We start from the raw sequence: 23,533 nt of genomic DNA, 5'->3' as shown, positions 1-23,533 counted from the left end.
GGAAAAGGTTGTATCAGTAAATTCTTTACGACCTTTAAAACTTCCTTAACGTTGTTAAAAATGGAGGAATCGTCTTAGGAAGATGCTTAACGTTGTAAATCCGCATTTTCCTGACGCTACCCCTATCCGCGTTTTTCTGGCGGTATCCCTTATATAATTACCTCTGTAATTCTTACTTCCCAAACTATAATAGAGAGGGTAAACAAATTCGTATATCGAGGTGTAGAAATGAGTTGGGAAGAAACATACCGTATAACCAAACCGTGTTCTTGTGGAGAGGGAACCATTACCGAAGTAGGAGAGGGAGACGACTGGAACCGACATCGGGAATACCAAACAATTGATTGTCCAACCTGTAAAGAAGAAGCAAGAAAAGCTGCTGTGAAAGCAGCGAAAATTAAAGCGGAGGAAGAAGCGCGCTTAAAAGAATTAGTTAGTGAAATCACCACTCATTTTGAACAACATTATATGGATGATTGGCTTTCACTGTTTGACCCAGCAAAAAATAAAAAAGCCATTTGGACTCTGGCAAAAGAGTTCGGAGTGGAAAGTTATAGCCTTGCTTCCTTTTATCAACACAACAAACGAAGCAATAAAGAAGATTACGTCAGAAGGCTTGCACGGCCACATAACATGCTGAAAATAATGAAAGCCCTTGATAAAAAGGACTGCTCTTTTGAAAGCAAAGTCAAAGAAGCACGGATGCTTAATGGACCTTACATCATTATGTAATGTGACTGAGCAAAAAAAGGGAGAAATTCTCCCTTTTTTTCATAAATCGTTATTCTCTTTCATGCTGTAGTATCCGGCTTTAGCGTTGACAATGACATGATCCAATACCTCAATCCCTAGGATCTTGCCGCATTCCACCAATCGTCGTGTTACCTCAAAGTCTTCTCGGCTCGGCGTTGTATCCTGAGATGGATGCTGGTGGCTGAAGATGACCGATGCGCTGTTATTCAGGATTGCGGCCTTAAACACCTCTCTTGGCAGTACCAGGGAGACGTTCAGCCCTCCCACATGCGCGCGATGCACGGCAACCACTTGATTTTTCGTATTCAGACACATCACAAAGAAGACCTCTCTGTCTTCATCCCCAATAAATCCAGCAGCTACTTTCGCTGCATCCTCCGGCGAACGGACAACATACGTTTCATTGGTCTCTACCTCTCTGATTTCCTGCTTAATTCTTACTACTTCATACACGTTTTCCATTGTTCATCTCTCCCTTCTTCGTTTGAAGAGACATGAACAATTCGCGTAAACAGGGGGAAGGGTTCGCTTACGAAGAAGCGAACTTGCCAGAGAGGGGTAGGTAAAGCCCATGCATTACGGGCTTTACCGTTAGAAAGCGAGTGAAGCCCAATGACTTAGGGATCGTTAGGCCACGCAATATAGGCCTTACGGACCCTTAGCCGACTTGGCTTTGCCGGTTTCTTTCCCCGAACGCCCGCCCTTCCGGCTGTCATAAGCGAAGTTGTTACTCTAAAGAGAACGAAGGAAGGAGAAGGGCACTGCACCGCTTTTGGCGGCTAGAAAACAGACCGAAAGGGCTGCAGCCGCCTAACGGCGAGGGTTCGATGCCCGAAGCCGTTAAGAGCAAAGCCATTTTTTCTGAGCTGGCTTGAGCCAGTTCAGAAAAAATGGCGTTTTGTATCAAGGCGCAGCCGGATACAGTCGGGTGTAAGGGGTTCGATGCCCCTTTAAACCCGGGTTTCGCTATCTAATAATTTGATTTTCACTTAAAAATTCTTTATCAAGAGATATCAAAACTGATTCCCATTTACCAGAACCTTTATTGTCGGGTATATGGTGTGAGATTTCATAATAATTAAGAACAAACAATTGTTGAATTGGATTTAAGCTCCAAATATGAAATACGTACTTATCCTTTGATGCAGTTGCTACATCCCATTCATTCTTGCTTATATGAAAGTTAATGCACCTTGAATCCTGCTTTGAAGCTTTCACTTCAATCATAAGTGAATTAGGGTTATTAGCCGCTTGAATAGATAAAAGATCGTAACCAGAAAAGCTGGAATCTATTGATTGCCAGATTGGTTCATTACCTGTTCTTTTTCTTTCGAACTCTATTGAGAGCCGTTCACCTATTCGACCAATATCAAGTAGAAAATCATCATTAAGATTTCTAGATATTGATCCGAGCCTATCCCACCATTTAACAACATCATCTGAGTAGTCCTCTAACAAACCTGCTTCTTCAAAACATTGATAAACATCGGATTTGAAATATTTTACCGCTTCTCCTCTCCCGTAACAAATGACTGAAGACCAGGAAGGTTTATGAAGTGCTATAAGATGAAATAGCTGCACACGGAGTCTCTCCTCAGGATGCTCCATATTTAGGATTTCTTTACCCTTAACAGAAATACTCAATTCATCAGTCAAACTTAAATCAACCCATTGGTTAGCTATAGCTGTTTTTAATATTTGATTAGATGAAGCAACACCGAACGATCTATAAAATTTAGGAAAGTCAGAAGCCTTAAAAGGCGTCATTTTGACAAGTTCCAAAAAATCTTGAATAGAATATAAGACTCCGACAGAAAATGACATACTTTATATTTCCCTTAGATGATTAATAAAGTCTTGAATATCATCTCGATCATATTCATCACCCATAATTTCTTCATCACCGTACTCAGGTTCTATTTGAAGTGATTTATCGTCGAGAACGGCCGCCATCTTATTAATTTTAGACTGGAGGCGTTTTTCAACCGATTCATCGATGGTCTCTGGACAAAAAACAATTTCGACATTTGTATCAATTTCTTTAGATAATCCAAAACGATGAATTCTGTCAACTGACTGAAGAAAATGTGCTGCATTATAATTCCTATCTAAATAGATAGCATCATGACAAACAGTATGTAAGCTTATACCTTCGGATGCAGCAGCAGGATTAGCAATTAATACAAAACATTGAGGATCATCATGAAATCTCTTGATTTTCGCTTCTCTCGTGTCTGTTTCATCTTCACTACCTGCATCTACACCACCATGAATATAATCTGCTCCCAAATCTTTTAATCTAAGAGCCAGTAATTCAACATTTTCAACAAAATTGGACCAAACAATTGTTTTTCTTCCCTGTGATGCTAACTCCCTGACTTTTTTGCAAACATATCTAATCTTGGGACTGTCACCTTCGGTTAGCAGATCCTTTAAAAGGCTGTCATGCTGAAAATCTGCTTTTAGGAGAAGAGCTGGATTTGAAACTAATTGAAGCATCGTCATGATCGATCTGCCCATAGAACGCAATCTATTCCTATCAATCGCGCGTATGTTTACAGCATGTCTTGCTTCTTCAGACTTTAATAACTCATATAACCTTTTCTGACCGACACTCATGGAAACTGGTGTTAACTTGAAATTAGGTTTTTTAAGACCTAACTCATCCTTTGTTGTGCGAACATATATTGGATTTATAAGTTCTACAACACTATCTGTATCGACTCTTACTTCTGGGTAAAGAAAATTAAATTGTGGTATTAAATCTGATGAAGAATTTGGCATAGGAGTACCCGACATAATTAATTTCATTTCTGGAATATGTGAAATAGATAAAATAGATTTCCCTATGACCCCATCATTACCTCGCTTAATCCTATGGCTCTCGTCTAAAAATAGGAAGGCAGGATATTTGTCTATATAGTTCCCTACTATGTCAATAACATTTGGTAGCTGCTGGTATGTAATTAACATAATTTTGGGATTTTCGCTTAATATTGACCTTATAGCTTTTTCTCCGCCCTTTAATCGCACAATATCTGTGGACGTAGGATCACATATACCAAGCTGCTCTTCCCAAGCAGCAAACGCATTTTTGGGAGCTACAATTAATAGCCTTGTATTTTTTGTTCTTTTCAAAAAATATAATGCTAATGCTTCAGTTGTTTTACCAGCTCCCGGAACAGAAAAAGTTGCGCCAGCAGTAAGCGCAGCTAATTTTGACACGTTACGAAGTTGTTCTGGTGATAATTGTCTTCTAAATCCAATATTCGATAACTTTGTTACAACGTCCTGTTCTAAAACTGAGCCTATCTTAGAGGCTTCTTTGTAATTAGCTTTCTTCCTAAGAGAATCTTGTATTAGCCTTTCAGCTATGGGATCAAGAGTTACCAAGACCTTATATTTTCGAAAAGTTAATCTTAAAGAATCTTTGCAATTCAAAAATGCCCACCAAGGTATCTCTAAGCTATTTCCAGACGAAACATAAACATCTTTTGAGTGTTCTATACATATCCTTCGAATTTCTCCCCATGCAGGAGATTGTACCTCCATTGAGAGCTGCGCCATATGCTTATCTGTTCTATATCGTATGTTAAGCATGCTTTTTAGAACATCTCCTTTAGTTTCCTTATAGCACTCTCAATTGAATCTAATTGCGCACTTAGACCCTTTGTGTTAGTTGTTTTATCGAATCCAACAATCGCTTCAGATAAGGAAGTATTTGCTTTTTGAACTTTAGAAAGCACATAATTTTTGCTCTTTTTATCTTTCTCTCTCTCTTTTTCCTCATCAATTACATCTTTAATGACCTCTATGATTTCATCCTGTTTTTCGGGATTACTAACTGTAATTGCAAAATTTTCTAGCGTTGCATCATCTAAAGACTCACCAAAGATATCTTCATAATCATCCTCATTTGTTGCTGCAACCTCTAATTCCCCCTGTAATCTCTCAATGATTTTCGGTAAATGTTCTGCTACTTGAGGAATTGTCTCATATACCCTTCCGCTCGGAGGGCTATCAATAATACAGTATGTCAATGAGGTAAAGATATCTTTCTCCATGGTATCTTTAAATTTCGCCCTAAATTTTCTTAATTGCTCAAACGCATATTCAGCTTTTTCGACTTCCTCATAAACTTTTGGTTTTTTTCTACTTTCAAGATATAAATCAACATGTTCAAGCTTATCAAGTAATTCCTCCACATCTTTTTCTCTCATCCCATACATTTCCGCTAGTACCGCATAGCTATATTCGTAAACCCGTTGTTTCTTCCTTAACATGCATGCTTCAGAAACCCATGAGTAATCCGCTTTTATATCTTTCTTGATTTGTAGTTGAGCCTCTAGCTCATCAATGTCTTTTTCGTCACAAGGAGGTAGCACAATTACGTTTACATATTGAAACCTGTTATATAGCTCCCTGTTAGTTTCTTCACTATTACTACAGATTTCCCTCATCGCACATAATCGTCTGTTGCCGTTAACGACAAAACCTAAATGAGATAAAATTAAAGGTTCTTCCTGAATATTTTTTTCAAAAAACGTTACAAGATCACCCAACATCTTCTTCAGCAAACCATGCTGTATTGTTTGCACCTCATCAGATTCCAAATCCCTTTCAAAATAATCATTAGGTAGATGGGCTTCTTTTGATAAATACTCCTCTTGAGCTGCCTGAGTTCGCCCATTAGCAAGTCTATATTTGGGCATCTCTAATGGGACCCTGAGCAACTTAAAATCTTGAATTTGCCCCTGGAATTTCTGAGGATAAGTTTTCCCATCAGGAATCGCCAATAATTCTTGTAGTAAACTTTTTCTTTTTGGTAATGGCCAGCCTAATTTCATATCTTTTACTCCTCCTCGTTTGTATTCACATCTACTCCAATAACGACCATTGGAATAGTTATTACATGTTTAAATATGGAAAGCTCGTCTGTTAGACGTTCAAAATGAGCAAGGTTATCTCCCATAATAGATGCTGCTTTTTTTGTTGGAAGTATATAAATTGCACATTGGGCACGATCTTTTTGAAATAATGCCTGTAGTTTGAGTAAATCGGCATAAAATCTACTCATGTTTCCAGTTTGCAAGCAAAGACCCACCCCTGAATTCATAGCTGTTATTGTTATGCCCTTACCTGCTTGAATACGAGTTTCACCAGACCAACCAAAAAGACGTAAATCTGCTAATAAAGCTTCTCTAAGTTTGGTTGCACAGTTATTTTTTATTGAAAACCTTAAGTCTTCTATTGTTGAACGTACCGGCTGGATAATTTCTGAGGGTATTGCATGCTCTCCATAATTATGCGAGAAAATTTTTATATTCATATTTATAGCTCCTGTGTCATTTATAATAAGTCTATATATCTATTTTAACAAAATTATAGAAGAGATTGAACATATTACCAATGTAAACGTAAATAAGTGCCAGCTTATGCTGACACTTATCCATTAATATTTTTTAATTATCCAATAGAGTTTGCCATTCTTCAGGTAATTGTGAAACCTTTTCTTTTCCTGAGGGTTTATAAACTTCTTTTCCTAATGGCCTTATCTTTAGTTGATTACCGTACAATGACTTAATTCGTTCTTTACCAACCTTAACATATGCATCTTCTTTGTCCATTCCAATAGCTTTTCTATTATTTTTCAGTGCTCCAATTAAGGTAGACCCTACTCCGGCAAATGGATCTAAAACCCAATCTTCTTCATTAGTTAAAGCTAAAACACATCTTTCTACTAATTCAATGGGGTATTGGCAAGGATGTATGGTTTTTTCAATATGATTTGCTTTAACATTTGGAATGTCCCATACCTCTTTATCCCATTCTTGTTGCAAAAACTCCCAAACATCCTCTGGATTTTTCCCGAGTGGATTTCCAGTCGGTTTCCCTTTATTTTTCCCCTTATATCCTCGTTTGCCTGGGTACTTTGCAGGGATACGAACACTATCTAAATTGAATGTGAAATCTTTAGATTTAGAAAACCAGAGGATTGTTTCATATCTACCAGAAAATCTCTTACTGGCATGAAGTCCGTGTCCAAACTTCCATATTATTCTATTCCTAAGAAACAATCCGTACTTTTTAAAAATATTATAATAAAAAATATCAAGAGGAAAAACTTCTCCATCCTTAACATAATTACCCACTTGCCAACAGATACTTCCTTCCTCAGAAGTAACCCTAACTAGCTCTTTTATGATCTCTTCTTGTGTCTCCAAGTATTTTTCTATAGAAGTCTTGGTTTCATACTCTTTCCCTACATTGTAAGGGGGGGATGTTAAAACTAATTTAACCGTGTTGTCTGGAATCGTTTTTAGAAAATCATACGCATCTCCTGTATGGAAAACAATGTTGTTTTTATTATTAAAACTATCATTAATTTTTATATTTTTAGTACCAATTTCACTGCTCATATTAGACACCTCTAACCAAATTGTTCTTTCCATAAATTTCATTACAATACTAACATATTAAATTAAAAAGATCTACAAATTTGAACTACTATACATTAAGACTCATCTAAGAAATTAAATAGAAAGATGAACCATTTTTTAAAGAGCAAAGTCATCTAATGCTTCATCAAGCATATCGTCACTAATTCCTATATATCTGAGTGTAACAGAGGGAGAGGCGTGACCGTATATCTTCTGCAGCATCGCTACATCCTTTGTCTTTTGATAAAAATGATAGCCAAATGTTTTTCGAAGAGTATGCGTTCCGATAGCATCTTTTATTCCCACTTCGCGAGCTGCATCGTTTATTATCTTCCATGCTTGCACCCGACTAATCGGTCCCTGGCCTTTTCTTGATGGAAACAAATAATCTGAATCCGCCATACTTCGTATGTATTTATCAATTTCATTTCTTAGTGAAAAAGTCATTTTAATCCGACGAACTTTTTTCGTTTTTTTCTCACGGACTTTGAGGTAATCGACACTTCGCACATCTAAAACTTTTAGTTGAATAATGTCGCTGATTCGCAGACCAGAATTAATTCCAAATACAAACAAGAAGTAGTTTCGATAAGATTGATGCAAAAGCACCTCTTTAACAAGCTGGATTTTCTCCTTATCTCTAATCGGTTCGACCACATTGCTTCCGGTTTGTTTTACTCTCATGATACACCCCTCCAATCAATACGTTATATTAAATATAACATCTTATAACGAAACGTTATATTCATTTTTATATAGTTTTCTATAAAAAGAAAAGAACCCTTCCATATGAAGGGTTCCTTTGATTCATTTGCGATTATATGAATCTAACAAAATATCTATTTTGTTAGATTCGGATTAGTGCGAGACATGATCTTAACTAAAAGATCAGCTATGATTTTTGCATTCTCAAATAGAATACTATTTTTAGTGAATGGATCAATGTATTGTCCAAGTCCCTCACTAAGAGTAACTTCAAACTCATCTGTCTCTAATATCATACCCATCATTATCGTGTCACTTTTACTGATTCCTTTATAACGCATTAATACCTGACAAGTTGAAAAAACGAGTGGTCCGAGCAACTCTTTACTCTGAGTATCCATGTCTTCAGCTATTCTTTCGTTAAGAACAAAATCAATCCCATCAACACTCTTGTCAAATTAAAACAAAAAAATCAAGTCTCAGAACCCCCGTCAATACTGCCCGATAAAGTAACCGGCTCCATATCCTCTATCGGTGATGAAGATTGTTTTTCATAAATATACTGACCTCTATATGGCTTTTTCACTTTGGAATCAGTTGTCATAACACGATTCATAAATTGCGTAATGTTTCCAACGCTTTTTCCTGTACTCTTTTCAACGGTTGCAGCTATTTCCTTTCCACTAATCGCCGCAGAGTGTTCTTTTAATACCTTGATTGCTTCTTTCGTAAGAGTGGTATGCTTTCTTTTATTTTTTCGTCTCTGAGATTTGGTTTTAACCTGATCAGAAGCAAATGTTGATTCTGGTTTTATTGTTTTGGAAGTGGCGTCTGTGGCGTCTGTTGTCTCCGCTCCCTCATCTAATTCTCTTATTCGATTCAAAATTTGACTTCTTTCCTTTTGAAATTCTTGTATGATTCGAATTTCTAAATCTTGAATCTGTTCTAGTCTCATTTTCATTGCAGCTCTTTCATCAAACATACATTTCCCCCGTTATTGTTTTTATACTTTTAAATTTCTTCAAGAAGTTACAAAAACCTGTAAAATTTTTATGATGATTTGTTAGAAACTGAGGTAAATAAGCCTTTATGAACAAAAAAACACCCTCTTCTCTCTTCATTCAAAAATGTTTAAGTAGGGTCCTTCTTATAATGAACAATCTCCTGTAAGATAAAATAAAGTCGCCTAAAGGCGACATGGAATTTAACAAACTATCCTTTTTATCACACTAAGTAGCTTACATTTTCCATTCTCCATATCCCATATAATCATTACAAAACGGGAACATCTTTATTTTGGATATTTTCGGTATGTTCAATCTCTGGCATAACTCCTAGACTTCCTAAGAAAGCATAGTACTGCTCTTCATCATTCTTACGTATAGCATCCAGTATAATTTTAGCGTTCCTTCTGAATTCTGGGATGTCCAAAGGTTTCAAGAGTCTGTCTGGCTGATTCTCTCCATGAGAAAATTCATTATTAATTCTGTTAAGAAAAGCCTTAATTTCTAGCTTATTCTCAAAAAAGGCCTGAATTCTTTTGTCATTGCTCATATTAAAATCTGGATATTTAAAAAACATATACGTTTCAATAAACTTACGCGCACTATTCGGAAATCCATAAAAAATTTGATAGTTTTCATCGGACTCTACTTCGTTTGCTACTCTGTAAATTTGATGAAACAAGTATATAAACTCAGTGGAATATTTTTTTAGATAATCTGGCATTAGAGTCATTATCCCTGTTACTCTATCCTTATTGTCGATATTTTTTTCTATAAGATAATACTTGTTTTCATATTTCTTATTACTTGTTGGTTTGGTGATTTTTTGAAGATACTTCAAAAAATCTAAATTATGAGTTGAAATAAATACCTGTCTGTATGGTTTACTAGTTATTTCTGAATCTAATAAACTAAATATATAAAATATATGATTGCTATCTAAACTACATATAGGATCATCAATAAATATTGTATAATTCTCAATATCAGAAATGTCTTTTAAAGTCGCAAGAAAATAACAGAATGCAATAAGGCTTTGTTCGCCCTCACTCAAGTTTTTTGCTTCCTGTTCATTTCTTATAATGGTGAATTTTGAAACTTTCTCATCTGAAGACTCTTCGATTTCTAAGTATAACTCCGGATGTCCCAAAAAGGTTTTTAGATATTTATTAACTTGTCTCACTGAGTTCTTCTCATCTTTCAAAGATGCCTCTAATTCCTTTATAACCCTCTCTAAAGTCTTTTCCCTAACGTCTAGCTCTTTTTTTTCTCGTTCAATTTTTTCTAAAGTTTCAGTTTCATCATTGATGTTCAAAACACTTTCATTGTAGTCAATTAAATTCATGAATTGATAAATCTCATTATATCTAAGCAGAGTACGTGCTTCGTTTTGTTTTTCTGTGAAGATGTCAGTATATGTATTGTTATCACTTACTAAAGTTGTAATTTTCTCTACTAAGTATTTTTCCTCTAAGGGAATATCTTCGGATATCTGAAGCACATCAGATAATTTAAAAATGTTCTTTCTTTTTTGGTCAATTGCATTATATATCAGCTCCAGATCAAAGATAAAAGATACTTTAACCCTTTCTAGATCTTGTTTTATACAATTGAAATCTGCTTGAAAATGCGCATAAAAATCATTCTTTTCAAAAGGTAAATTGAAGTTTTTAATATGGTCTATCTTTATTTGTATTCTTTGCAACAAACTTTCTAAAGACTGATTATATCCTTCCACTTCTTTTGTAAAATGGCTATCTAATTCAGCCCATCGGCTATTTTCAATTCGGTTTCCACAGAAAGCACAACTTTCTCTTGACTCTTTGTGAAGGTCAATTCCGTTTCTTACCCATTCTTCCAGAGAATTGTTAAGTGAAATTTCTTGAATTAATTTACTCGGCTTCACATTTTTAGACAGAAGAACATTAGCACTTTTTAAAATATCGTCATAGTTAAAATTCAATTGCGTCACTACAAGTGTTTTCCCTTTGATTTCTTCTTTTATAGAGTTAATAAGCTCCTTCTTTTTCTCGGTTTCTAGAAAAGCTGCAAAACGTATTTCACTTTCCAAATCTCTAATGTCATATTTACGTTTTTGACCAACTACAAATAGGCTTGGCTCGTTTCTAATTTTACTTGCTTGTTTACTAAGTTTCTTGGAGAGGTCATTCTTTAAAACTGTAAGATGCTTACTAGCATCATTAAACTTTTTAATAACTCCATTTACTGGATTGGCAATTTCCTCTTTAATTTTTTCAAGTTGTTCTCGTTCTTTCTGAATTTTTCTCTGTAACTCTATATTTTCTTCTCCTAGAATTGTGAATGGTAAAATTTCTCCATTATCGTCATATAGAAAGTTAAGGTTGTCCTTCCTAAAATCAGAATTGTATACTCTAAAATTATATGGACCTTGTGATAAATCAGCTTCGGATATCTGCTTCCCATCTTCTAATGTAACCATAAACTTACCGTTCAAAAAATCTTTATGTTGTTTGCCCATTTGCAGGCTTCTAACAATTCTAGAAAGAGTCGTCTTACCTGCGTAATTTCTACCATATATTATGTTTCTAGATCCAAACTCCCAATTAGGCTCACTTCCGATGAACTTGGACCAACAAAAATCCTTGAAAACGCCATAATTTAATATATCTATTTTTTTTATCATGAAATCCCTCATTTTTTGTTTCTACATACTAGTAGTATTAGTCTTTATTTTACTACATTTCCCTATCGCGAAAGGTAAAACAATACAATAAATACTAATAATGTATAATAAGATTATTTTTAAAGCTACTTTGTAAATCCCCACTGTTAAACGAACGTATATTCGTATAAAATGAATTTAAGTCGAAAAACGTCTGGAGGGATTAACTATGGACATCAAGTGGACGGCAATGATGCTGCCAGAACATGTGAAGGAACTAAGAGCCTTTGATTCGGATCAAACAAAGAAAGTGAAACCTGAACTGGATGAACAGCACCTCTCGCTTATGGAAGAGACAATCAGTGAAGCGATGGGTGAAAACTTGGAGTTATGTTTTACGTATTTTCAAAGTGATGATTTTCACCTGTATATTGGTAAAGTGCATTATATAGATACATATCGAAAAGAATTGAGAATAGTGGACTTTCATGAGGAGACATTCCGTTTAAAACTCGAAAACCTGGTAGACGTTAGAATTCATTAACCACGATGGAAGGGCAATGGACCTCTTCATTGAGTATTAAGATTCAATAATCCTTATTTTAAGGATTTTTGTGGCCACAAGAAAATCGCTCTTTATGAAAGAACGATCGGTTACTTCTTTTGTCATTTAGCTTCTTCTAGTTCCCGAAGCAAGATTTCCGCGCCTTTTGGACTCAACACAAATTTCCCATGACCATACGTCCTGTTTTCGTTGGTTATCTCACCGGTAATCGCACACGCATTATGGGCCATATATTTTTGGAGAATGATTTTATCATCATCTACAAAAATCTCTATTGCATCCTTAATTTCAATCTCCAGGACTCTTCTTAACTCAATGGGAATAACAATTCTCCCCAGCTCGTCTACCTTCCTTACAACACCTGTACTTTTCATGCTAATATCTTCCTGCCTTAGGACGTGGGGCGTCCGGTTAATTCTCCGACAAATTCTACATCATCGATCTTCCAGCCTTGCTCTTTCACATAAATAAGAGACGTTTTGACAATCACCGTTTCTGTATTCGATACATTATTATACTCTGTCGAAAGCTTGAATTCATTAAAGAACTCTGCCTCCGTTTTCGATGACTGATATTCAAACGGCTTCAGCCCGACCATGGTTGATTTGACGGATTGTTTGGATTCCGGTGGTTTCGTTCCAGAAGGATGAGTCGCTTTAAATCCACGATCGGTCATTAAGGGACGAATCTTTTGATAGCGTTCAGCCGTAGTTTCATAAGTGAAAAACGCTTCAAGGAACGACCGATTTTTAGATAGTGCCTCCGTTTGTTGAACAGAGGTTAAGGATTTAATTTGTTCTTCATAATGACGCTGATTTGACCTAACTTCCTGCAGCTGGGAGCGTAAGCTAAAAACGTACATGATGATGATTACCGCTGCAATAAAAGCACCCATAAGCATAATGTAATTTTTCTTTTGGCTGGGTTCCATGATTTTCACCTCCACTACTGAATCCTTCTAAACCCTAAGAAAGGATAAATATTTTTCCACTCTTGAACGGACGAATAAGAAGTGCCGTTGCTGCCGTTCGCATTAATGAATTGGCCATCTCCTACATACATACCAACGTGAGAAGCTCCTGGTTTATAGGTGGAGAAAAAGACTAAATCTCCCGGTTTTATTTTATCTTCAGGAACAGGAATGGTTTTATCGTATTGAGATTGCGCTGTTCCATACATATCTACGCCAACCTGAGCAAAAGCATATTCGAGTAACCCTGAACAATCAAATCCGCCGGCTGCTGGCGTTCGACCTCCCCATACGTAAGGGCGGCCAAGAAATTCTTTCATAATGTGATGAACTTCCTCTACATCAAATGACTGGCTTCCATCTCCCACGACAACCTTCCCGCCATTTCCGCCCTCATAATAGCGAAGGACGTGTTCTACATAGTGAACATCTCCATACCGGGACCATCCGTTTTTGACAGCCATCATCTCACTAAAATCAATAGCGACTTCCTTGGAATACCCTCCCCGTTCTAAGGCATAGCCGATAAATCCATTCCCAAAATTATAAGACTGCAGAGCTAGGTGAATATCTCCTTTGGCTTGTTTCATCACATCCGCAAAATACTTCACCCCTATCTGAATGGAGTATTCAGGATCGGTAATAGCACCGGGTGGTAACCCGATTGATTCAGAACTCTGCATCACATCTAAATTTCGGCCACCACTTTCTTGTTGGATCAGAGCCATGATCAGCCCGACATATTCGCCAATCCCATTTTCCTCTGCATATTTCCGAATGAGGGATTCATATCGAAGGACTTCAGCCGATACCTCTGCCGTTCCTCCTGCTCCTTCTCCTGAAAGCCCAGAGTCAAATTGATTCTCTCCGCCCAAACTAATGGAGATGAATAAAGCAATGCTGAAAATAGATAGGAGGAGAAGAAGGATCCCTGCAATCACCCACGTAAGAGGGTTTTTCAGAATGGCCACGGTTTTAACAACTTTTGCACCTTTCTTCAAAACGCCTTGCATAGGCTCTCCTTTCTGAAAGCCATTCTGACGCAACAAGACAAGGGGTTACCCACAAAACAAAAGTTAACTGCGCCAGAAGGCTTCTCTCCGACATCATTTTTGTCGGTTCGTTTGCTCATTCTTGGACTTCCTGCTTTCTGATCGTTTGACCGTCTCACCAGAAGTATTTGCATTCTTTTTTTTGATTTGCTGCTCTGCTTCCCATTGAGTGATGTGTTTGTCTGGGTCTCTTGATGCCGCCACCTCTTTTTGACTTTCCATTCGTCCTGCCGGATTACGGTGAGGGGAAGGCTGTTGAGTCGTACTTCCGTTTTTTTGTTGCTGGATTGGTTTAGGTTCCCCACTTGTTCCCCCCTCTGATTTCGTTGAGCCAGGATTACGAGCCTCTGAAACGGATCGTTGGGAGGAAGGTGTTCGAGCAGCCTGCACTTTCTCCTCACTTTTGTTGGGTCCTTCACTTTTTTGTTTTTTGTAATCATTTAAATTCACGATCGCAGCTCCTGCATTTCGTGAAGCTGATCGAGGGGTCTCCGTTCCTGTAGCCGCTAAATCGCTTTTCATCCCTTTTTTAGTCTGTTTTTCTGAATTTTTTTCACTTCCTAATTTATTCTCTCCGACTGCTTTACGGTGCTCTGACCGTTCACCACTAGCTCCGGCCGCATTGGTGGAAACTTTCCGGCCAGCTCCCTCTAAACCAGATTGAAATTCGTCCATACGCTTTTTCTGTTTATGGTTTTGATGGGCTTTACCTACCATCCGTTTAGCCCCCTTCATTCCTCTTTCGCCAGCATCCCCCAATCGATTCAGAGTATTGGTGGTTGTTCTTTCCACCACTTGCTGACCTTGAACCATACCAGCTGAAGCGACTTCAAAAATTTCCGTACGATATTTGAATAAGCCCCAAATGGTAATGCAAATCAGAAACACCACAAACGCATATCCTTCTACACCGTTCGTGACTTTAACCGATTCATAAAGGAGAGTAACCAGTCCCGTGATTACTGCAATTAAGAGAACGAGCCCTGCCTTCATAAGCAGTACACCCACAATCTTTTTCCCATGATTCAATGCACTTTCACTGTAAGCTGGGATGAGAGAAAGAATGAGTGGAATGGCCGTAAAAATGACTAAAGCTAAAAACCAGACTTGAAGCAAAAACTTAAAAACACCTAATAACAAAACCGGAATGGCCAAAGCAATCGTGGAAATGATTGTGATAATAAGATAGCCAAACCGCTCTCCACTGAATTCCGGAGACATTTGCTTGTTGTCTAGTCTTTCAACTTCGTTACTAACAATGTCTTTTCTTTGTTCTTTGCCTTCATCGGAGTAGGGTTTAATGGCCAATAAATTATCTACTCGATTGGGATCTTCCTTGATGATGTCAGCTTCTTTCGTGGAACCATAGTTTAAAAGCAGATACGGACGCTTAACCATAAGGTTATACAGTTGATTTTCAAGCAAGGCGATACCCTCTTTAGGGTTATAAGCCGCATTACTGTCAAACTCATCCGAACTGATAAGAACATTTGCTGAGCTGGCGATGCCTTCAAGTTCAGCCCCTCGATCATTGAGCCATTTGATATTCCCTGTCGCATCGGAATAAAACCAAAAAGTCAGGACCGTGATGGCCAATGCTCCAAGGATGGCTTTGACCGCATGGCCAACCTGCTGATTAACAAAATATCGCCACGCAGCAGCTCCACCCACAAAGATGACAAACAACGAGAGGAACGTGCCGGACATAATCTCATAAATCCGTTCACTCATAATTCCGGCTTCGCTTGCAATACTGCTGATTAAATCAAATGACATGAGTTGATTGGTCGAATAAAGAGTAAAGCTGGCAAGGGTCTTGTTGAATCCCCACATCCCTTGATTAATGGCGTGCAAGGCATTATCCGCAGCATCTTTAAATCCGTCCCCGATGTTCGCTTCCATCTTGTAATGATCGAGAGGATATTCTTTGCTTTCCAGAGTCACACGACCAACGGTCTCCTCTTTTTTCTGAACGGTCGGGGAAGAATCTTCGGCCAGTGTAGCCGCTGGCATGAGAAGAAAAAGCAGCGCTACACCTAAGCCGAGCACCCGTTTCAGGAAGTTCATGCAATCCCTCCTATTTACAATTAATACAAGCCTCTCGTTCTAGTTCTTTTTTTATTTGATCACGATTGATCTCCTTATCCTGATCTAGTTTCCAAGCGTTATCTTTTTTTCTAAAGAGCAACTCATCGTCTACATTGTTTTCTCCTTGAGGGTTTTTAAATTCTGTAAAAACATAATATTGATCATTTTTTTCGTCAAAATAAATTTCAAAACTCATATTGTCGTATTTTAATCCTGAGTCTTTCTTTTCTGCTTTTTTATCAACTTCATATGACCCTTTTTCATAAATCATTTCTTGTTGCTTTTTGTAATCTTTATCAAATCGAGCTTTTTCCCATTTATAAGCGATTTTTGCAATATCTTCAGAAGAAGTACCCTGATTGCACCCGGTTAAAAGTGCAACCAACGCTAAAAGGGTGATAACTAGTGTTTTCTTCAAATGAATGCCTCCTCGGTTTCCGCTCTGCCTCGGTCATTTTCTTTCGTGTTGAAGGCGCTGATCCATTCATCAAACAGAACATCGGTTTGAATCTTGGCTGTGCGTCCGTACATGTCTTCAACGATACACTGACCCTCGGTCAGATTTTTCAGCATATCTCGGTTGGCTTTGTTGTCCTCCAGGCCGAGAAATTCAATGATGTTCGCTGCTTCTTCAGTGGTTTTCGCTTTAAACGCAAATTTTGTACCGATATTCTCTTTGATTTGAGGCTTGTTGTATTCATACGTGGACTGCGTAATGATATAAACCGCGGACCTCAAGGACCGACCTGTTCGGAGTAGCTCATTGATCAGCCGATCACCGGCCCCTGTGTTCATGAGCATCCAGGCTTCTTCAAAGATCGTCATCTTGACCACGGAATCATCACGGGCAAACCGGGTGGCGAACTTCGCCAACGGCTGCATTAACGCAACAGCTATGTGTTCATCACGCGTCGAAGCTTTTTCGCCTTCATCCGGGAGATTTAAGTTTTGAATCTGCAAGATATTCACTTGCTCATGCAAACTAATGCCTTCTACATTCCCATCCGAAAACATGAGCTTGGCGATGCCGTTTGTCCCGATCTCATAAAGAAGATCTCCGACGTTTCGGACGTCCTGATCTTCTGATTCTTGTAAATGACGAACGACATTTAAAAGTCCTGTCTTCTTCTCTTGCTGCAGCACGTGACGGACCCCTTTATAGATCGCCGTTTTCACATTCCGTTCATTGGATTGAAGCTCAGAAAGGTATTCAAGAACACCCACCGCTGCATCTTGCGCCTCTTCTCCTTCCAGAAATGTAAGAGGGTCTAGCTTTCCGGCATCTTTCTTTTCACTTGATAGAGTAATATAGTTAAAACTTTCAATTAAATCTCGGAAGAAAGGCGCTGTTCGCTCCATTTCAGGTGTGATCGCTTGTTTAAATTTCTTTTCTACTTCATCCTTGGGATCCGTCATAAGCACCTTGGCACCGAAAAAGACACCATTCAGCAAGATATCTTTTAAAAGATACGATTTCCCCATTCCCGTTGGTCCTGAGATCGTGACATGAGGAGAAGAATACTTCGAACCTTTTAAGCCCAAATGAGCGAGAAACGGATGAAAGAAAACAAGAGATTGAGAGTTTTCCACGCTTTCGCCCGCGTGAGAGATATTTTTCCCGAGATAAAAACCGACGGTATTGCCAATCTTCCTCGTAAGGGAGAAAAGAGATTCCCCGAAAGATTCAGGAGTAAGGATTTGCTCCCAATCGTCCGCAACGATTTTAGCTCCTGGCAGGGATTGATGAAATAATAGGAGTTGGTCGGCTAACGGCTGGACAAGTTCGATCTGCTGATCCTTAAAATCAATTTTGAGCCTTCTGGCTCGTTTTCGAACTTCTTCTTTTGTTGGGCCGTAGACCACGAAATTGATGTGAGTTCTGAGGAGTGGTTTGCCTTGATTCTTAATTTGATTTTCTAAATCGTGCAGAAGTTCACGGCCTGTATTAATTAAGCTGTCATCATCCTCATTCGCTTCAATGAGTTGGGCATCCTGATCACGAAATCGCTTTTTGATGGTATTGGTACGGCCTTCATCCTCCTTTTTGCTCTTGTAGATCGTCCGCATGTTGACTTCAACCGGAAAAGGATACGACTGAAAGAAATACGCCCATTCTTTATAGCCTAACTGAATGGGGAATTCGGAAACCGGAAGAAACGCGCACCAAGATTCATCTTCTAATTGTTGAATACGCACATAGCCGGCTTTTCCGGGATCTAGGATGCCTTCTGTAAGACTGTACACACTGCCATCCCCGTCAGGCTGCGCTTGACCTCTGACAAACTGATGACGAATGATGTAGCGAAGCTCTTTTTCCTTCACTCGATTGGCCCCTAGATAATGATTGAGCGTTGTAAAAGCATCCTCCTCGGATTCCTCAAATAACCGAACGGTTAAATCATCAATGCTCTGTCCGCCAAAACCGGCAAGTTTTTGAAGGTACCGGTTCATGCTTTTAAAAGAGGAGGAAAAGGAATGCATGAGATTCTCATCAAGCTCCTGTCGCTTTAACTTCACACCTACAAAAAACTTATACTCGACCACATGTTTCGCTTCTTCTCTTAAAATCTCTTTGGCTCGTTCTGCGTAATACATGCCGGTATCCGCGTAATGCCCTTCATATTGAGCTTGCAGGCTATCCATCCGTTTATCGATATCAACAGGAATCGGTACGATTTTATAATCCACTTCTTCAAATGCTGAGAACTGCCAGGCCAGCCGCTGCAGACGGTTCACAAGATGATTTTCTGCTTCTTGTTCATTCACACCTACGTTGTTTTCATGCAAGCGATAATAGGACCAGGCTTCCATATCATGCGTATAGATCACGTTGTCTTTAAAAGATTGAATCGGAAACTGTATCATACAATCACCACCTTATTGGAATCGCTCGTAAGACTGCGCTTTCTTCATTTGTGGCTGGTACACACTCTTTTGGCTGCTGTAGGAATAACGTTTAGTGAATAGATAACGGAAATAACCGATGAAAAAACGGTCCAATCGCTTTCCATCCAATCGGCTTTTGCAAATGGCCCCCGCAATCAACCAAGGCAACACCGCGTAGAACGCAAGCTGCAACGTGGTCGGCAAAATGTGATTAATACTGTCTTTTAAGAGAAAGAGAAAGCCGAAGATCAGGACGGCCATAATGATTTGCCGTATCTCAATCCCCTTGGAAAAGACGAGGGATTTCTCGCCCTTTCCAAGCTTCCAGATTTTCAAGGGATATTTAAAAAACTTCCGATAACTGTAGGCATCTGTCCTCAATTTAAACCACCACTTTTGACTTGATCCCATATTGCATTGGCCATATTTTCAAATTCCCCTGGATTCGCAACAATCACATAGCAGACAACCGCAAAAATAAAACTGGAAAAGAACTGTCCCCAACGTTGTGAAATGAACGCTCTAACTATCATGACGACCATGACGATAAATAAGACAGCTGCAACCTGTCCTGACACGTAATCGGTAAGACCTGTAATATCCGGCATTTGAATCATCCTCCTAATGTGTGTTTGAGTGTTTGAACATAATATCTATTGTTCTCTTTCTTCACAACAAGGGTAAACGGATGTTTCGTTTGAAGTCCTGTATCCGCCTCTTGTAAGAGAACAAGGGTTTTCACAATATATTGACCTTCCTTTTCTCCATCATAAACAACAAAGTTTTCAAGTCCTTTGTATTGGTAAAGATCTTTAAGAGATTCAGGATTCTCCATCAAGTAAGACATTTCCTGAGTAGAATTCGTGGTGTAAGAAGTGAAAAACTGTGTCGCAAACTGCTTTATTTCATCTTCAACCTTCACGTTCTTTTTCGATGTGTCGGTTTTGTCCTGTACTGCTGTGATTCTAGGCTCACCCGGAAGAGCTTGGTAATAAGGCTGTTCGATGACATTGAATGAGTTCCCATCCGTTCCAAGGCGAACAACAATCATTTGTTCTTTTGTTCCGAGCGATTCATCTTGCGTCGCCTCTTTTTCCTTTGTTAAAGCCTCTTCCTTGCCTTCATTATTTTTCTTCTTTATATCCACTTGCTCTTTTTTATCTGCGACGTTAAAGAGCTCATATTCGATTTTATAAACATAGCTGGCTGCATCTTCCCCGACATCCTTAACATCATACAAACTAGCACTCTTCAAAACGCGTTTTCCTCGGAAAGCTGTAAGGTTTTCTAATCCTCCAACCTGTAATCCCTCAGCCAAAAATCCTTGAAGTGTTTTTACACGTTCTTCTCGTTCTTTTTCACCATCAGAGATATTGATGTACGTATCGATAAACTTACTTGCGTAGGTTTCACCTGCCGGAGAATTAGCAAAACCTACCTCGTTTAGACTGGCAATTTGTTCATTTGATTTATCCTGATAACCGTTTACTTTTTCATTCAAAAAACCCGTCCGTGCCCATGACTGAAAGCTGATAAAGATAACACCAACTAAAACCATCCAAAACACGAATGAGAACGCCATCCTTGCATTAAACCGTGAAGACTTCAATCGTCTTTCATCTTTTAACACTTTTTTTCGACTTTGATCAGCACTCTTTTTTATACCGCCTTTCAGTTTACTGAAAAAACTCATCTAATCCCTCCCAGATCTAAGGCGTTTCGGACATAGACACGACGGAAATAAGTATCACTATCATCTTCCTCTACCATTTTTCGATTGATAAAGATCTCACCGATCTGCAGATTTTTAATCTCACTTGGGTTCGCTTTAAACCGTTCGACATCTCGGACGGTGCCCATCTCTGCTTCATAGCGAAGATGAGGATATTTTTTTTCAATCTGTTGCGTGATTTCTTGATCTGAAAAAGTACCAAAAACTTGCGCGATACGTTCTGCGTCTTTGGAAGAATTGACACGGCCGGTTGCAATAACGTTGCAGTTTGAGATGATTTGTTCCGTCATGATTGGGTCAACAGCGTCTATATCTGACAGCGTTTGAGTAGAAATGATACATTCGAATCCAGCCGAACGTGACTTATTAACGATATCGACAATGCGACGATCGCCATATGCTGAAAATTCATCATAGACACCAAAGATAGATTTACGTCCCATTGCCTGACGGTAAGCAACCAAACTGTTAACGTCTAATATAATCATTTTTCCAATTTTCCGAATATAATCGGCATAACGACTTCCCGAAATACTGAAGATTACGACATCGTTGTGATCGGTTATCTTTTGAAGATCAATTCCATTTTCACTTTCAACAAACAAATGCCCTAAATCTGATTCTAAAAGTTCTCCTAGTTGCATCTTCAGCCGAGTGAGACACCCCACCACAATTTCTTCAGGGAATTCGTCATCTAGTATGTTCTTGATGCTTTTCATACCCTCTTGAAGGGTTATAACGGATCGCGTACGTTTCTTTTTTACGGTTTTTTTCACAGTCTCTGTTTGTGGTTCGGGAGATGCAATGAAACCACTAAGATCATCGTTTAAAGGAGGTTGTTCATGGTTCTCTGATAAGACTTCTTCTACAATATCCACTTCGAACTCTTCCTCAATTTCTTCTATGCTGCTATGTTCTTTAAAAAACTGATTCATATACTTTGGGTTGGTTAACTTAGCAATAGTTTGAATGTCTCGGGGCACGTGAGCTTCATCTATTAGTTTGATAATGAGTTGAAGATACCGAGAAGCGATGTCTGTATAATACGCTCCGTCTCCTTCACTCGAAAATTGAAAAAGGGACATGAGCTTGTCTCTTGTCTCAGTAGGGGTTCCATTCTTGATGGGGTTATATGTGAGATCATCCATTTCAGAAAAGAGAAATACGTTTCTCCCATAGGCTTCACACAATGCTTTAAACTCTAGCATGGATTTTCGTTCACCTTTTCCATCTACGAAAATGATGGGTTTATCTTGCTGAAGTGCAGCTTCCATTAAAGATGCGATTAACGTGGTTTTTCCTGTACCCGTACCACCTGTTGCAAGCATGTGGTAGTTGAGTTCTTTTGATTCGAGCGATACACGTTCCTTAAAATCGGTATACCCGACAAACACTTCTTTGGAAGTTTTTTTCCGATAAAGCTGTTGTTTGTTGGCCAGAAACTTCACTCGATTTTTCCGGAAGGATATATACCGTTGTTCCGCCTTCTGCTTTTGTACCTGTCCAGATATAGTCGTTACACGCCTTTTCCAAAAAAACTTAGCAAAGATGAAGAATGCAAATGAAAAGAGTAATGCTAATCCTCCTAATACAACATAAGAAGAATAGGAGACAGTGATCGCATTCCCGTCATTTAACACCCGTTCAGCACCCGTAGAAAGATACGGTACATTCATTTCTGAGATTAAACCAAAATAGGCGAGGATTCTGCCGGTTTGATATTGCCATAAAAGAATCAAAGTCCCGGCTCCAAGTGCAGCATATGAAAGCCAGTCCCGTCTCAACACGTGCAATATAGCAAAAATCAGCATTCCTAGTAGGACCGGAAGGAAAAAGAGAATCCCTATAATTCCAATCAAACCATAGATGACCAGATCACCGATCATTCGATCCGTTTCAGTCTGTTGTGTCTGATCTTGGTGTTTCGCCATTGGGTCCACTTGGCATCACCTCTTCCCAACGTTCGTTGATTATGACTGATGGTATTTTTCGTATAGATATCTTGTTAGCATTAATCAGTCGCTGCTTCGCATCGTTGATAACATTGTGTATTTTGACTTCGTTAGCAAAGTAGATGATTTGATCGTACGAATAAGGTTGCTCCTCAGTACCTTCACCTGAAAGCAATGCCTCAAACAGTAAAAATTTTTGATCATACCTCTTTCGTTCCTTCTTATTTAGTTCAAGCTCCACCCATGTAGTGGTAACTTTACCGTCACGAGATTTAAAGAAAAAAACAGCGTCTGGTATTCGATCTCTTTTTGCGTTATAAACTTTTAATTTTGTTTGATTATCCCCTTCTCCAATCATAGAGTGACGAATTTCCCTTTCCGTACGATATTTAAATTCAACCCCTTGCTTTTCCGCTTGAAACTCGTAGTAAAGAACGAGGTCCGTTAAAAGAAGATCGTGCTGCATCGTATAAACGGAAGCTTTAGTCGGAACCGTCACACTCACATTTGTTAATCTTCGAGCTTCAAGAGTTCCCAAGTAAACACCAACCTTGTGAGCGATTCTCTCATGTCTCACATACTTCTTTTCCTCTAATTTTCGTAACCTTCTATAGACTCGATGAACATTTGGTTCTCGAAACTTAAGCATGATTTGTTTGGCCGTCACCATACCATTTCTTAGAATAAACCTGAGATACTCTATATCCTTTTCTTTTAACGACGTGTACTTCAACATGGATAA

The 23,533-nt window shown here is 38.6% G+C and carries 23 protein-coding genes; 2 read left to right on the top strand and 21 right to left on the bottom strand.

Translation table 11 applies throughout. The annotated features are described in order from the left end of the window. The first annotated feature begins 228 nt into the window (after positions 1–228). The gene (locus tag IHV10_RS19995) at positions 229–732 is read left to right on the top strand and encodes a hypothetical protein (protein ID WP_197133700.1); all 504 of its coding nucleotides are present in this window, start codon (positions 229–231) and stop codon (positions 730–732) included. A gap of 39 nt (positions 733–771) precedes the next feature. Here IHV10_RS19995 and IHV10_RS19990 read toward each other — a convergent pair whose 3' ends face one another. The 10 genes from IHV10_RS19990 to IHV10_RS19945 all read right to left on the bottom strand — a co-directional run bounded on the left by IHV10_RS19990 (position 772) and on the right by IHV10_RS19945 (position 11,567). Next, positions 772–1,215: a JAB domain-containing protein gene (locus IHV10_RS19990; RefSeq protein WP_197133697.1), complete on the bottom strand. Its 444-nt coding sequence runs from the start codon at positions 1,213–1,215 to the stop codon at positions 772–774. A gap of 504 nt (positions 1,216–1,719) precedes the next feature. After that, complete coding sequence (locus IHV10_RS19985) at positions 1,720–2,577, bottom strand: DUF3883 domain-containing protein (RefSeq protein ID WP_197133694.1); 858 nt, start codon at positions 2,575–2,577, stop codon at positions 1,720–1,722. A 3-nt stretch (positions 2,578–2,580) separates the two neighbouring features. Continuing rightward, positions 2,581–4,353, bottom strand: a complete 1,773-nt coding sequence (locus tag IHV10_RS19980) for a DEAD/DEAH box helicase (protein WP_197133691.1) — start codon at positions 4,351–4,353, stop codon at positions 2,581–2,583. Positions 4,354–4,358: 5 nt separating this feature from the next. Beyond that, positions 4,359–5,600 carry a hypothetical protein gene (locus IHV10_RS19975; protein WP_197133688.1) on the bottom strand — a complete coding sequence of 414 codons (1,242 nt, stop codon included), beginning with the start codon at positions 5,598–5,600 and terminating at the stop codon, positions 4,359–4,361. A gap of 5 nt (positions 5,601–5,605) precedes the next feature. Further along, positions 5,606–6,082 (bottom strand): BglII/BstYI family type II restriction endonuclease, encoded by a 477-nt coding sequence (locus IHV10_RS19970; RefSeq protein WP_197133686.1) that lies wholly within the window; start codon positions 6,080–6,082, stop codon positions 5,606–5,608. Between the two features lie 133 nt (positions 6,083–6,215). Beyond that, entirely contained in the window at positions 6,216–7,172 is a 957-nt protein-coding gene (locus tag IHV10_RS19965) for a DNA-methyltransferase (RefSeq protein WP_197133684.1), read from the bottom strand. Positions 7,173–7,310: 138 nt separating this feature from the next. Continuing rightward, positions 7,311–7,877: a site-specific integrase gene (locus IHV10_RS19960; protein ID WP_197133682.1), complete on the bottom strand. Its 567-nt coding sequence runs from the start codon at positions 7,875–7,877 to the stop codon at positions 7,311–7,313. A gap of 155 nt (positions 7,878–8,032) precedes the next feature. Next, positions 8,033–8,299 carry a hypothetical protein gene (locus IHV10_RS19955; protein ID WP_370629681.1) on the bottom strand — a complete coding sequence of 89 codons (267 nt, stop codon included), beginning with the start codon at positions 8,297–8,299 and terminating at the stop codon, positions 8,033–8,035. Positions 8,300–8,370: 71 nt separating this feature from the next. Further along, positions 8,371–8,880 (bottom strand): hypothetical protein, encoded by a 510-nt coding sequence (locus tag IHV10_RS19950; protein WP_197133680.1) that lies wholly within the window; start codon positions 8,878–8,880, stop codon positions 8,371–8,373. A 290-nt stretch (positions 8,881–9,170) separates the two neighbouring features. Continuing rightward, on the bottom strand, positions 9,171–11,567 hold the full coding sequence (locus IHV10_RS19945) for an AAA family ATPase (RefSeq protein WP_197133678.1): 2,397 nt from the start codon (positions 11,565–11,567) through the stop codon (positions 9,171–9,173). A gap of 208 nt (positions 11,568–11,775) precedes the next feature. On the opposite strand from IHV10_RS19945, the gene IHV10_RS19940 reads away from it, so the two are divergent. Then, the gene (locus IHV10_RS19940; RefSeq protein WP_231619637.1) at positions 11,776–12,090 is read left to right on the top strand and encodes a YolD-like family protein; all 315 of its coding nucleotides are present in this window, start codon (positions 11,776–11,778) and stop codon (positions 12,088–12,090) included. A gap of 122 nt (positions 12,091–12,212) precedes the next feature. Here the strand turns inward: IHV10_RS19940 and IHV10_RS19935 are convergent, their stop codons facing one another. The 11 genes from IHV10_RS19935 to IHV10_RS19885 all read right to left on the bottom strand — a co-directional run bounded on the left by IHV10_RS19935 (position 12,213) and on the right by IHV10_RS19885 (position 23,527). Next, positions 12,213–12,485 (bottom strand): AbrB/MazE/SpoVT family DNA-binding domain-containing protein, encoded by a 273-nt coding sequence (locus IHV10_RS19935; protein ID WP_197133676.1) that lies wholly within the window; start codon positions 12,483–12,485, stop codon positions 12,213–12,215. A 17-nt stretch (positions 12,486–12,502) separates the two neighbouring features. Beyond that, positions 12,503–13,042 carry a hypothetical protein gene (locus tag IHV10_RS19930; protein ID WP_197133674.1) on the bottom strand — a complete coding sequence of 180 codons (540 nt, stop codon included), beginning with the start codon at positions 13,040–13,042 and terminating at the stop codon, positions 12,503–12,505. Positions 13,043–13,056: 14 nt separating this feature from the next. Continuing rightward, positions 13,057–14,094: a bifunctional lytic transglycosylase/C40 family peptidase gene (locus IHV10_RS19925; protein ID WP_197133671.1), complete on the bottom strand. Its 1,038-nt coding sequence runs from the start codon at positions 14,092–14,094 to the stop codon at positions 13,057–13,059. A 93-nt stretch (positions 14,095–14,187) separates the two neighbouring features. Further along, positions 14,188–16,200, bottom strand: a complete 2,013-nt coding sequence (locus tag IHV10_RS19920; RefSeq protein ID WP_197133667.1) for a CD3337/EF1877 family mobilome membrane protein — start codon at positions 16,198–16,200, stop codon at positions 14,188–14,190. A 10-nt stretch (positions 16,201–16,210) separates the two neighbouring features. Next, positions 16,211–16,639 carry a hypothetical protein gene (locus tag IHV10_RS19915; protein ID WP_197133664.1) on the bottom strand — a complete coding sequence of 143 codons (429 nt, stop codon included), beginning with the start codon at positions 16,637–16,639 and terminating at the stop codon, positions 16,211–16,213. After that, on the bottom strand, positions 16,636–19,086 hold the full coding sequence (locus IHV10_RS19910; RefSeq protein WP_197133661.1) for an ATP-binding protein: 2,451 nt from the start codon (positions 19,084–19,086) through the stop codon (positions 16,636–16,638). Before IHV10_RS19910 ends, IHV10_RS19915 begins: the two co-directional genes overlap by 4 nt. Positions 19,087–19,098: 12 nt before the next feature. After that, positions 19,099–19,488, bottom strand: coding sequence for a TcpE family conjugal transfer membrane protein (locus IHV10_RS19905; RefSeq protein WP_197133658.1), 390 nt, complete (start codon positions 19,486–19,488; stop codon positions 19,099–19,101). After that, a complete protein-coding gene (locus tag IHV10_RS19900) occupies positions 19,485–19,724 on the bottom strand; it encodes a TcpD family membrane protein (protein ID WP_197133655.1) in 240 nt (79 codons plus the stop codon). Before IHV10_RS19900 ends, IHV10_RS19905 begins: the two co-directional genes overlap by 4 nt. Beyond that, positions 19,721–20,800, bottom strand: a complete 1,080-nt coding sequence (locus IHV10_RS19895; RefSeq protein ID WP_197133652.1) for a conjugal transfer protein — start codon at positions 20,798–20,800, stop codon at positions 19,721–19,723. The genes IHV10_RS19900 and IHV10_RS19895 overlap by 4 nt, the downstream gene beginning before the upstream one ends. Beyond that, positions 20,797–22,770, bottom strand: coding sequence for a type IV secretion system DNA-binding domain-containing protein (locus tag IHV10_RS19890; protein WP_197133649.1), 1,974 nt, complete (start codon positions 22,768–22,770; stop codon positions 20,797–20,799). Before IHV10_RS19890 ends, IHV10_RS19895 begins: the two co-directional genes overlap by 4 nt. Next, the gene (locus IHV10_RS19885) at positions 22,736–23,527 is read right to left on the bottom strand and encodes a hypothetical protein (RefSeq protein ID WP_197133632.1); all 792 of its coding nucleotides are present in this window, start codon (positions 23,525–23,527) and stop codon (positions 22,736–22,738) included. Before IHV10_RS19885 ends, IHV10_RS19890 begins: the two co-directional genes overlap by 35 nt. Between the last annotated feature and the right edge of the window lie 6 nt (positions 23,528–23,533).

The sequence above is a fragment of the Fictibacillus sp. 5RED26 genome (assembly GCF_015903895.1).
Taxonomy (GTDB): Bacteria; Bacillota; Bacilli; order Bacillales; family Fictibacillaceae; genus Fictibacillus; species Fictibacillus phosphorivorans.
The sequence above is the reverse complement of the archived record's forward strand: the minus strand, read 5'-3'. Positions and strand labels throughout refer to the sequence as shown.

What these genes read in the sequence shown, in the direction of transcription:
- IHV10_RS19995 (WP_197133700.1), top strand. Translation starts at nt 229, where the DNA reads ATGAGTTGGGAAGAAACATACCGTATAACCAAACCGTGTTCTTGTGGA.
- IHV10_RS19990 (WP_197133697.1), bottom strand. Translation starts at nt 1,215, where the DNA reads ATGGAAAACGTGTATGAAGTAGTAAGAATTAAGCAGGAAATCAGAGAG.
- IHV10_RS19985 (WP_197133694.1), bottom strand. Translation starts at nt 2,577, where the DNA reads ATGTCATTTTCTGTCGGAGTCTTATATTCTATTCAAGATTTTTTGGAA.
- IHV10_RS19980 (WP_197133691.1), bottom strand. Translation starts at nt 4,353, where the DNA reads ATGCTTAACATACGATATAGAACAGATAAGCATATGGCGCAGCTCTCA.
- IHV10_RS19975 (WP_197133688.1), bottom strand. Translation starts at nt 5,600, where the DNA reads ATGAAATTAGGCTGGCCATTACCAAAAAGAAAAAGTTTACTACAAGAA.
- IHV10_RS19970 (WP_197133686.1), bottom strand. Translation starts at nt 6,082, where the DNA reads ATGAATATAAAAATTTTCTCGCATAATTATGGAGAGCATGCAATACCC.
- IHV10_RS19965 (WP_197133684.1), bottom strand. Translation starts at nt 7,172, where the DNA reads ATGAGCAGTGAAATTGGTACTAAAAATATAAAAATTAATGATAGTTTT.
- IHV10_RS19960 (WP_197133682.1), bottom strand. Translation starts at nt 7,877, where the DNA reads ATGAGAGTAAAACAAACCGGAAGCAATGTGGTCGAACCGATTAGAGAT.
- IHV10_RS19955 (WP_370629681.1), bottom strand. Translation starts at nt 8,299, where the DNA reads ATGGATACTCAGAGTAAAGAGTTGCTCGGACCACTCGTTTTTTCAACT.
- IHV10_RS19950 (WP_197133680.1), bottom strand. Translation starts at nt 8,880, where the DNA reads ATGTTTGATGAAAGAGCTGCAATGAAAATGAGACTAGAACAGATTCAA.
- IHV10_RS19945 (WP_197133678.1), bottom strand. Translation starts at nt 11,567, where the DNA reads ATGATAAAAAAAATAGATATATTAAATTATGGCGTTTTCAAGGATTTT.
- IHV10_RS19940 (WP_231619637.1), top strand. Translation starts at nt 11,776, where the DNA reads ATGGACATCAAGTGGACGGCAATGATGCTGCCAGAACATGTGAAGGAA.
- IHV10_RS19935 (WP_197133676.1), bottom strand. Translation starts at nt 12,485, where the DNA reads ATGAAAAGTACAGGTGTTGTAAGGAAGGTAGACGAGCTGGGGAGAATT.
- IHV10_RS19930 (WP_197133674.1), bottom strand. Translation starts at nt 13,042, where the DNA reads ATGGAACCCAGCCAAAAGAAAAATTACATTATGCTTATGGGTGCTTTT.
- IHV10_RS19925 (WP_197133671.1), bottom strand. Translation starts at nt 14,094, where the DNA reads ATGCAAGGCGTTTTGAAGAAAGGTGCAAAAGTTGTTAAAACCGTGGCC.
- IHV10_RS19920 (WP_197133667.1), bottom strand. Translation starts at nt 16,200, where the DNA reads ATGAACTTCCTGAAACGGGTGCTCGGCTTAGGTGTAGCGCTGCTTTTT.
- IHV10_RS19910 (WP_197133661.1), bottom strand. Translation starts at nt 19,086, where the DNA reads ATGATACAGTTTCCGATTCAATCTTTTAAAGACAACGTGATCTATACG.
- IHV10_RS19900 (WP_197133655.1), bottom strand. Translation starts at nt 19,724, where the DNA reads ATGATTCAAATGCCGGATATTACAGGTCTTACCGATTACGTGTCAGGA.
- IHV10_RS19895 (WP_197133652.1), bottom strand. Translation starts at nt 20,800, where the DNA reads ATGAGTTTTTTCAGTAAACTGAAAGGCGGTATAAAAAAGAGTGCTGAT.
- IHV10_RS19890 (WP_197133649.1), bottom strand. Translation starts at nt 22,770, where the DNA reads ATGGCGAAACACCAAGATCAGACACAACAGACTGAAACGGATCGAATG.
- IHV10_RS19885 (WP_197133632.1), bottom strand. Translation starts at nt 23,527, where the DNA reads ATGTTGAAGTACACGTCGTTAAAAGAAAAGGATATAGAGTATCTCAGG.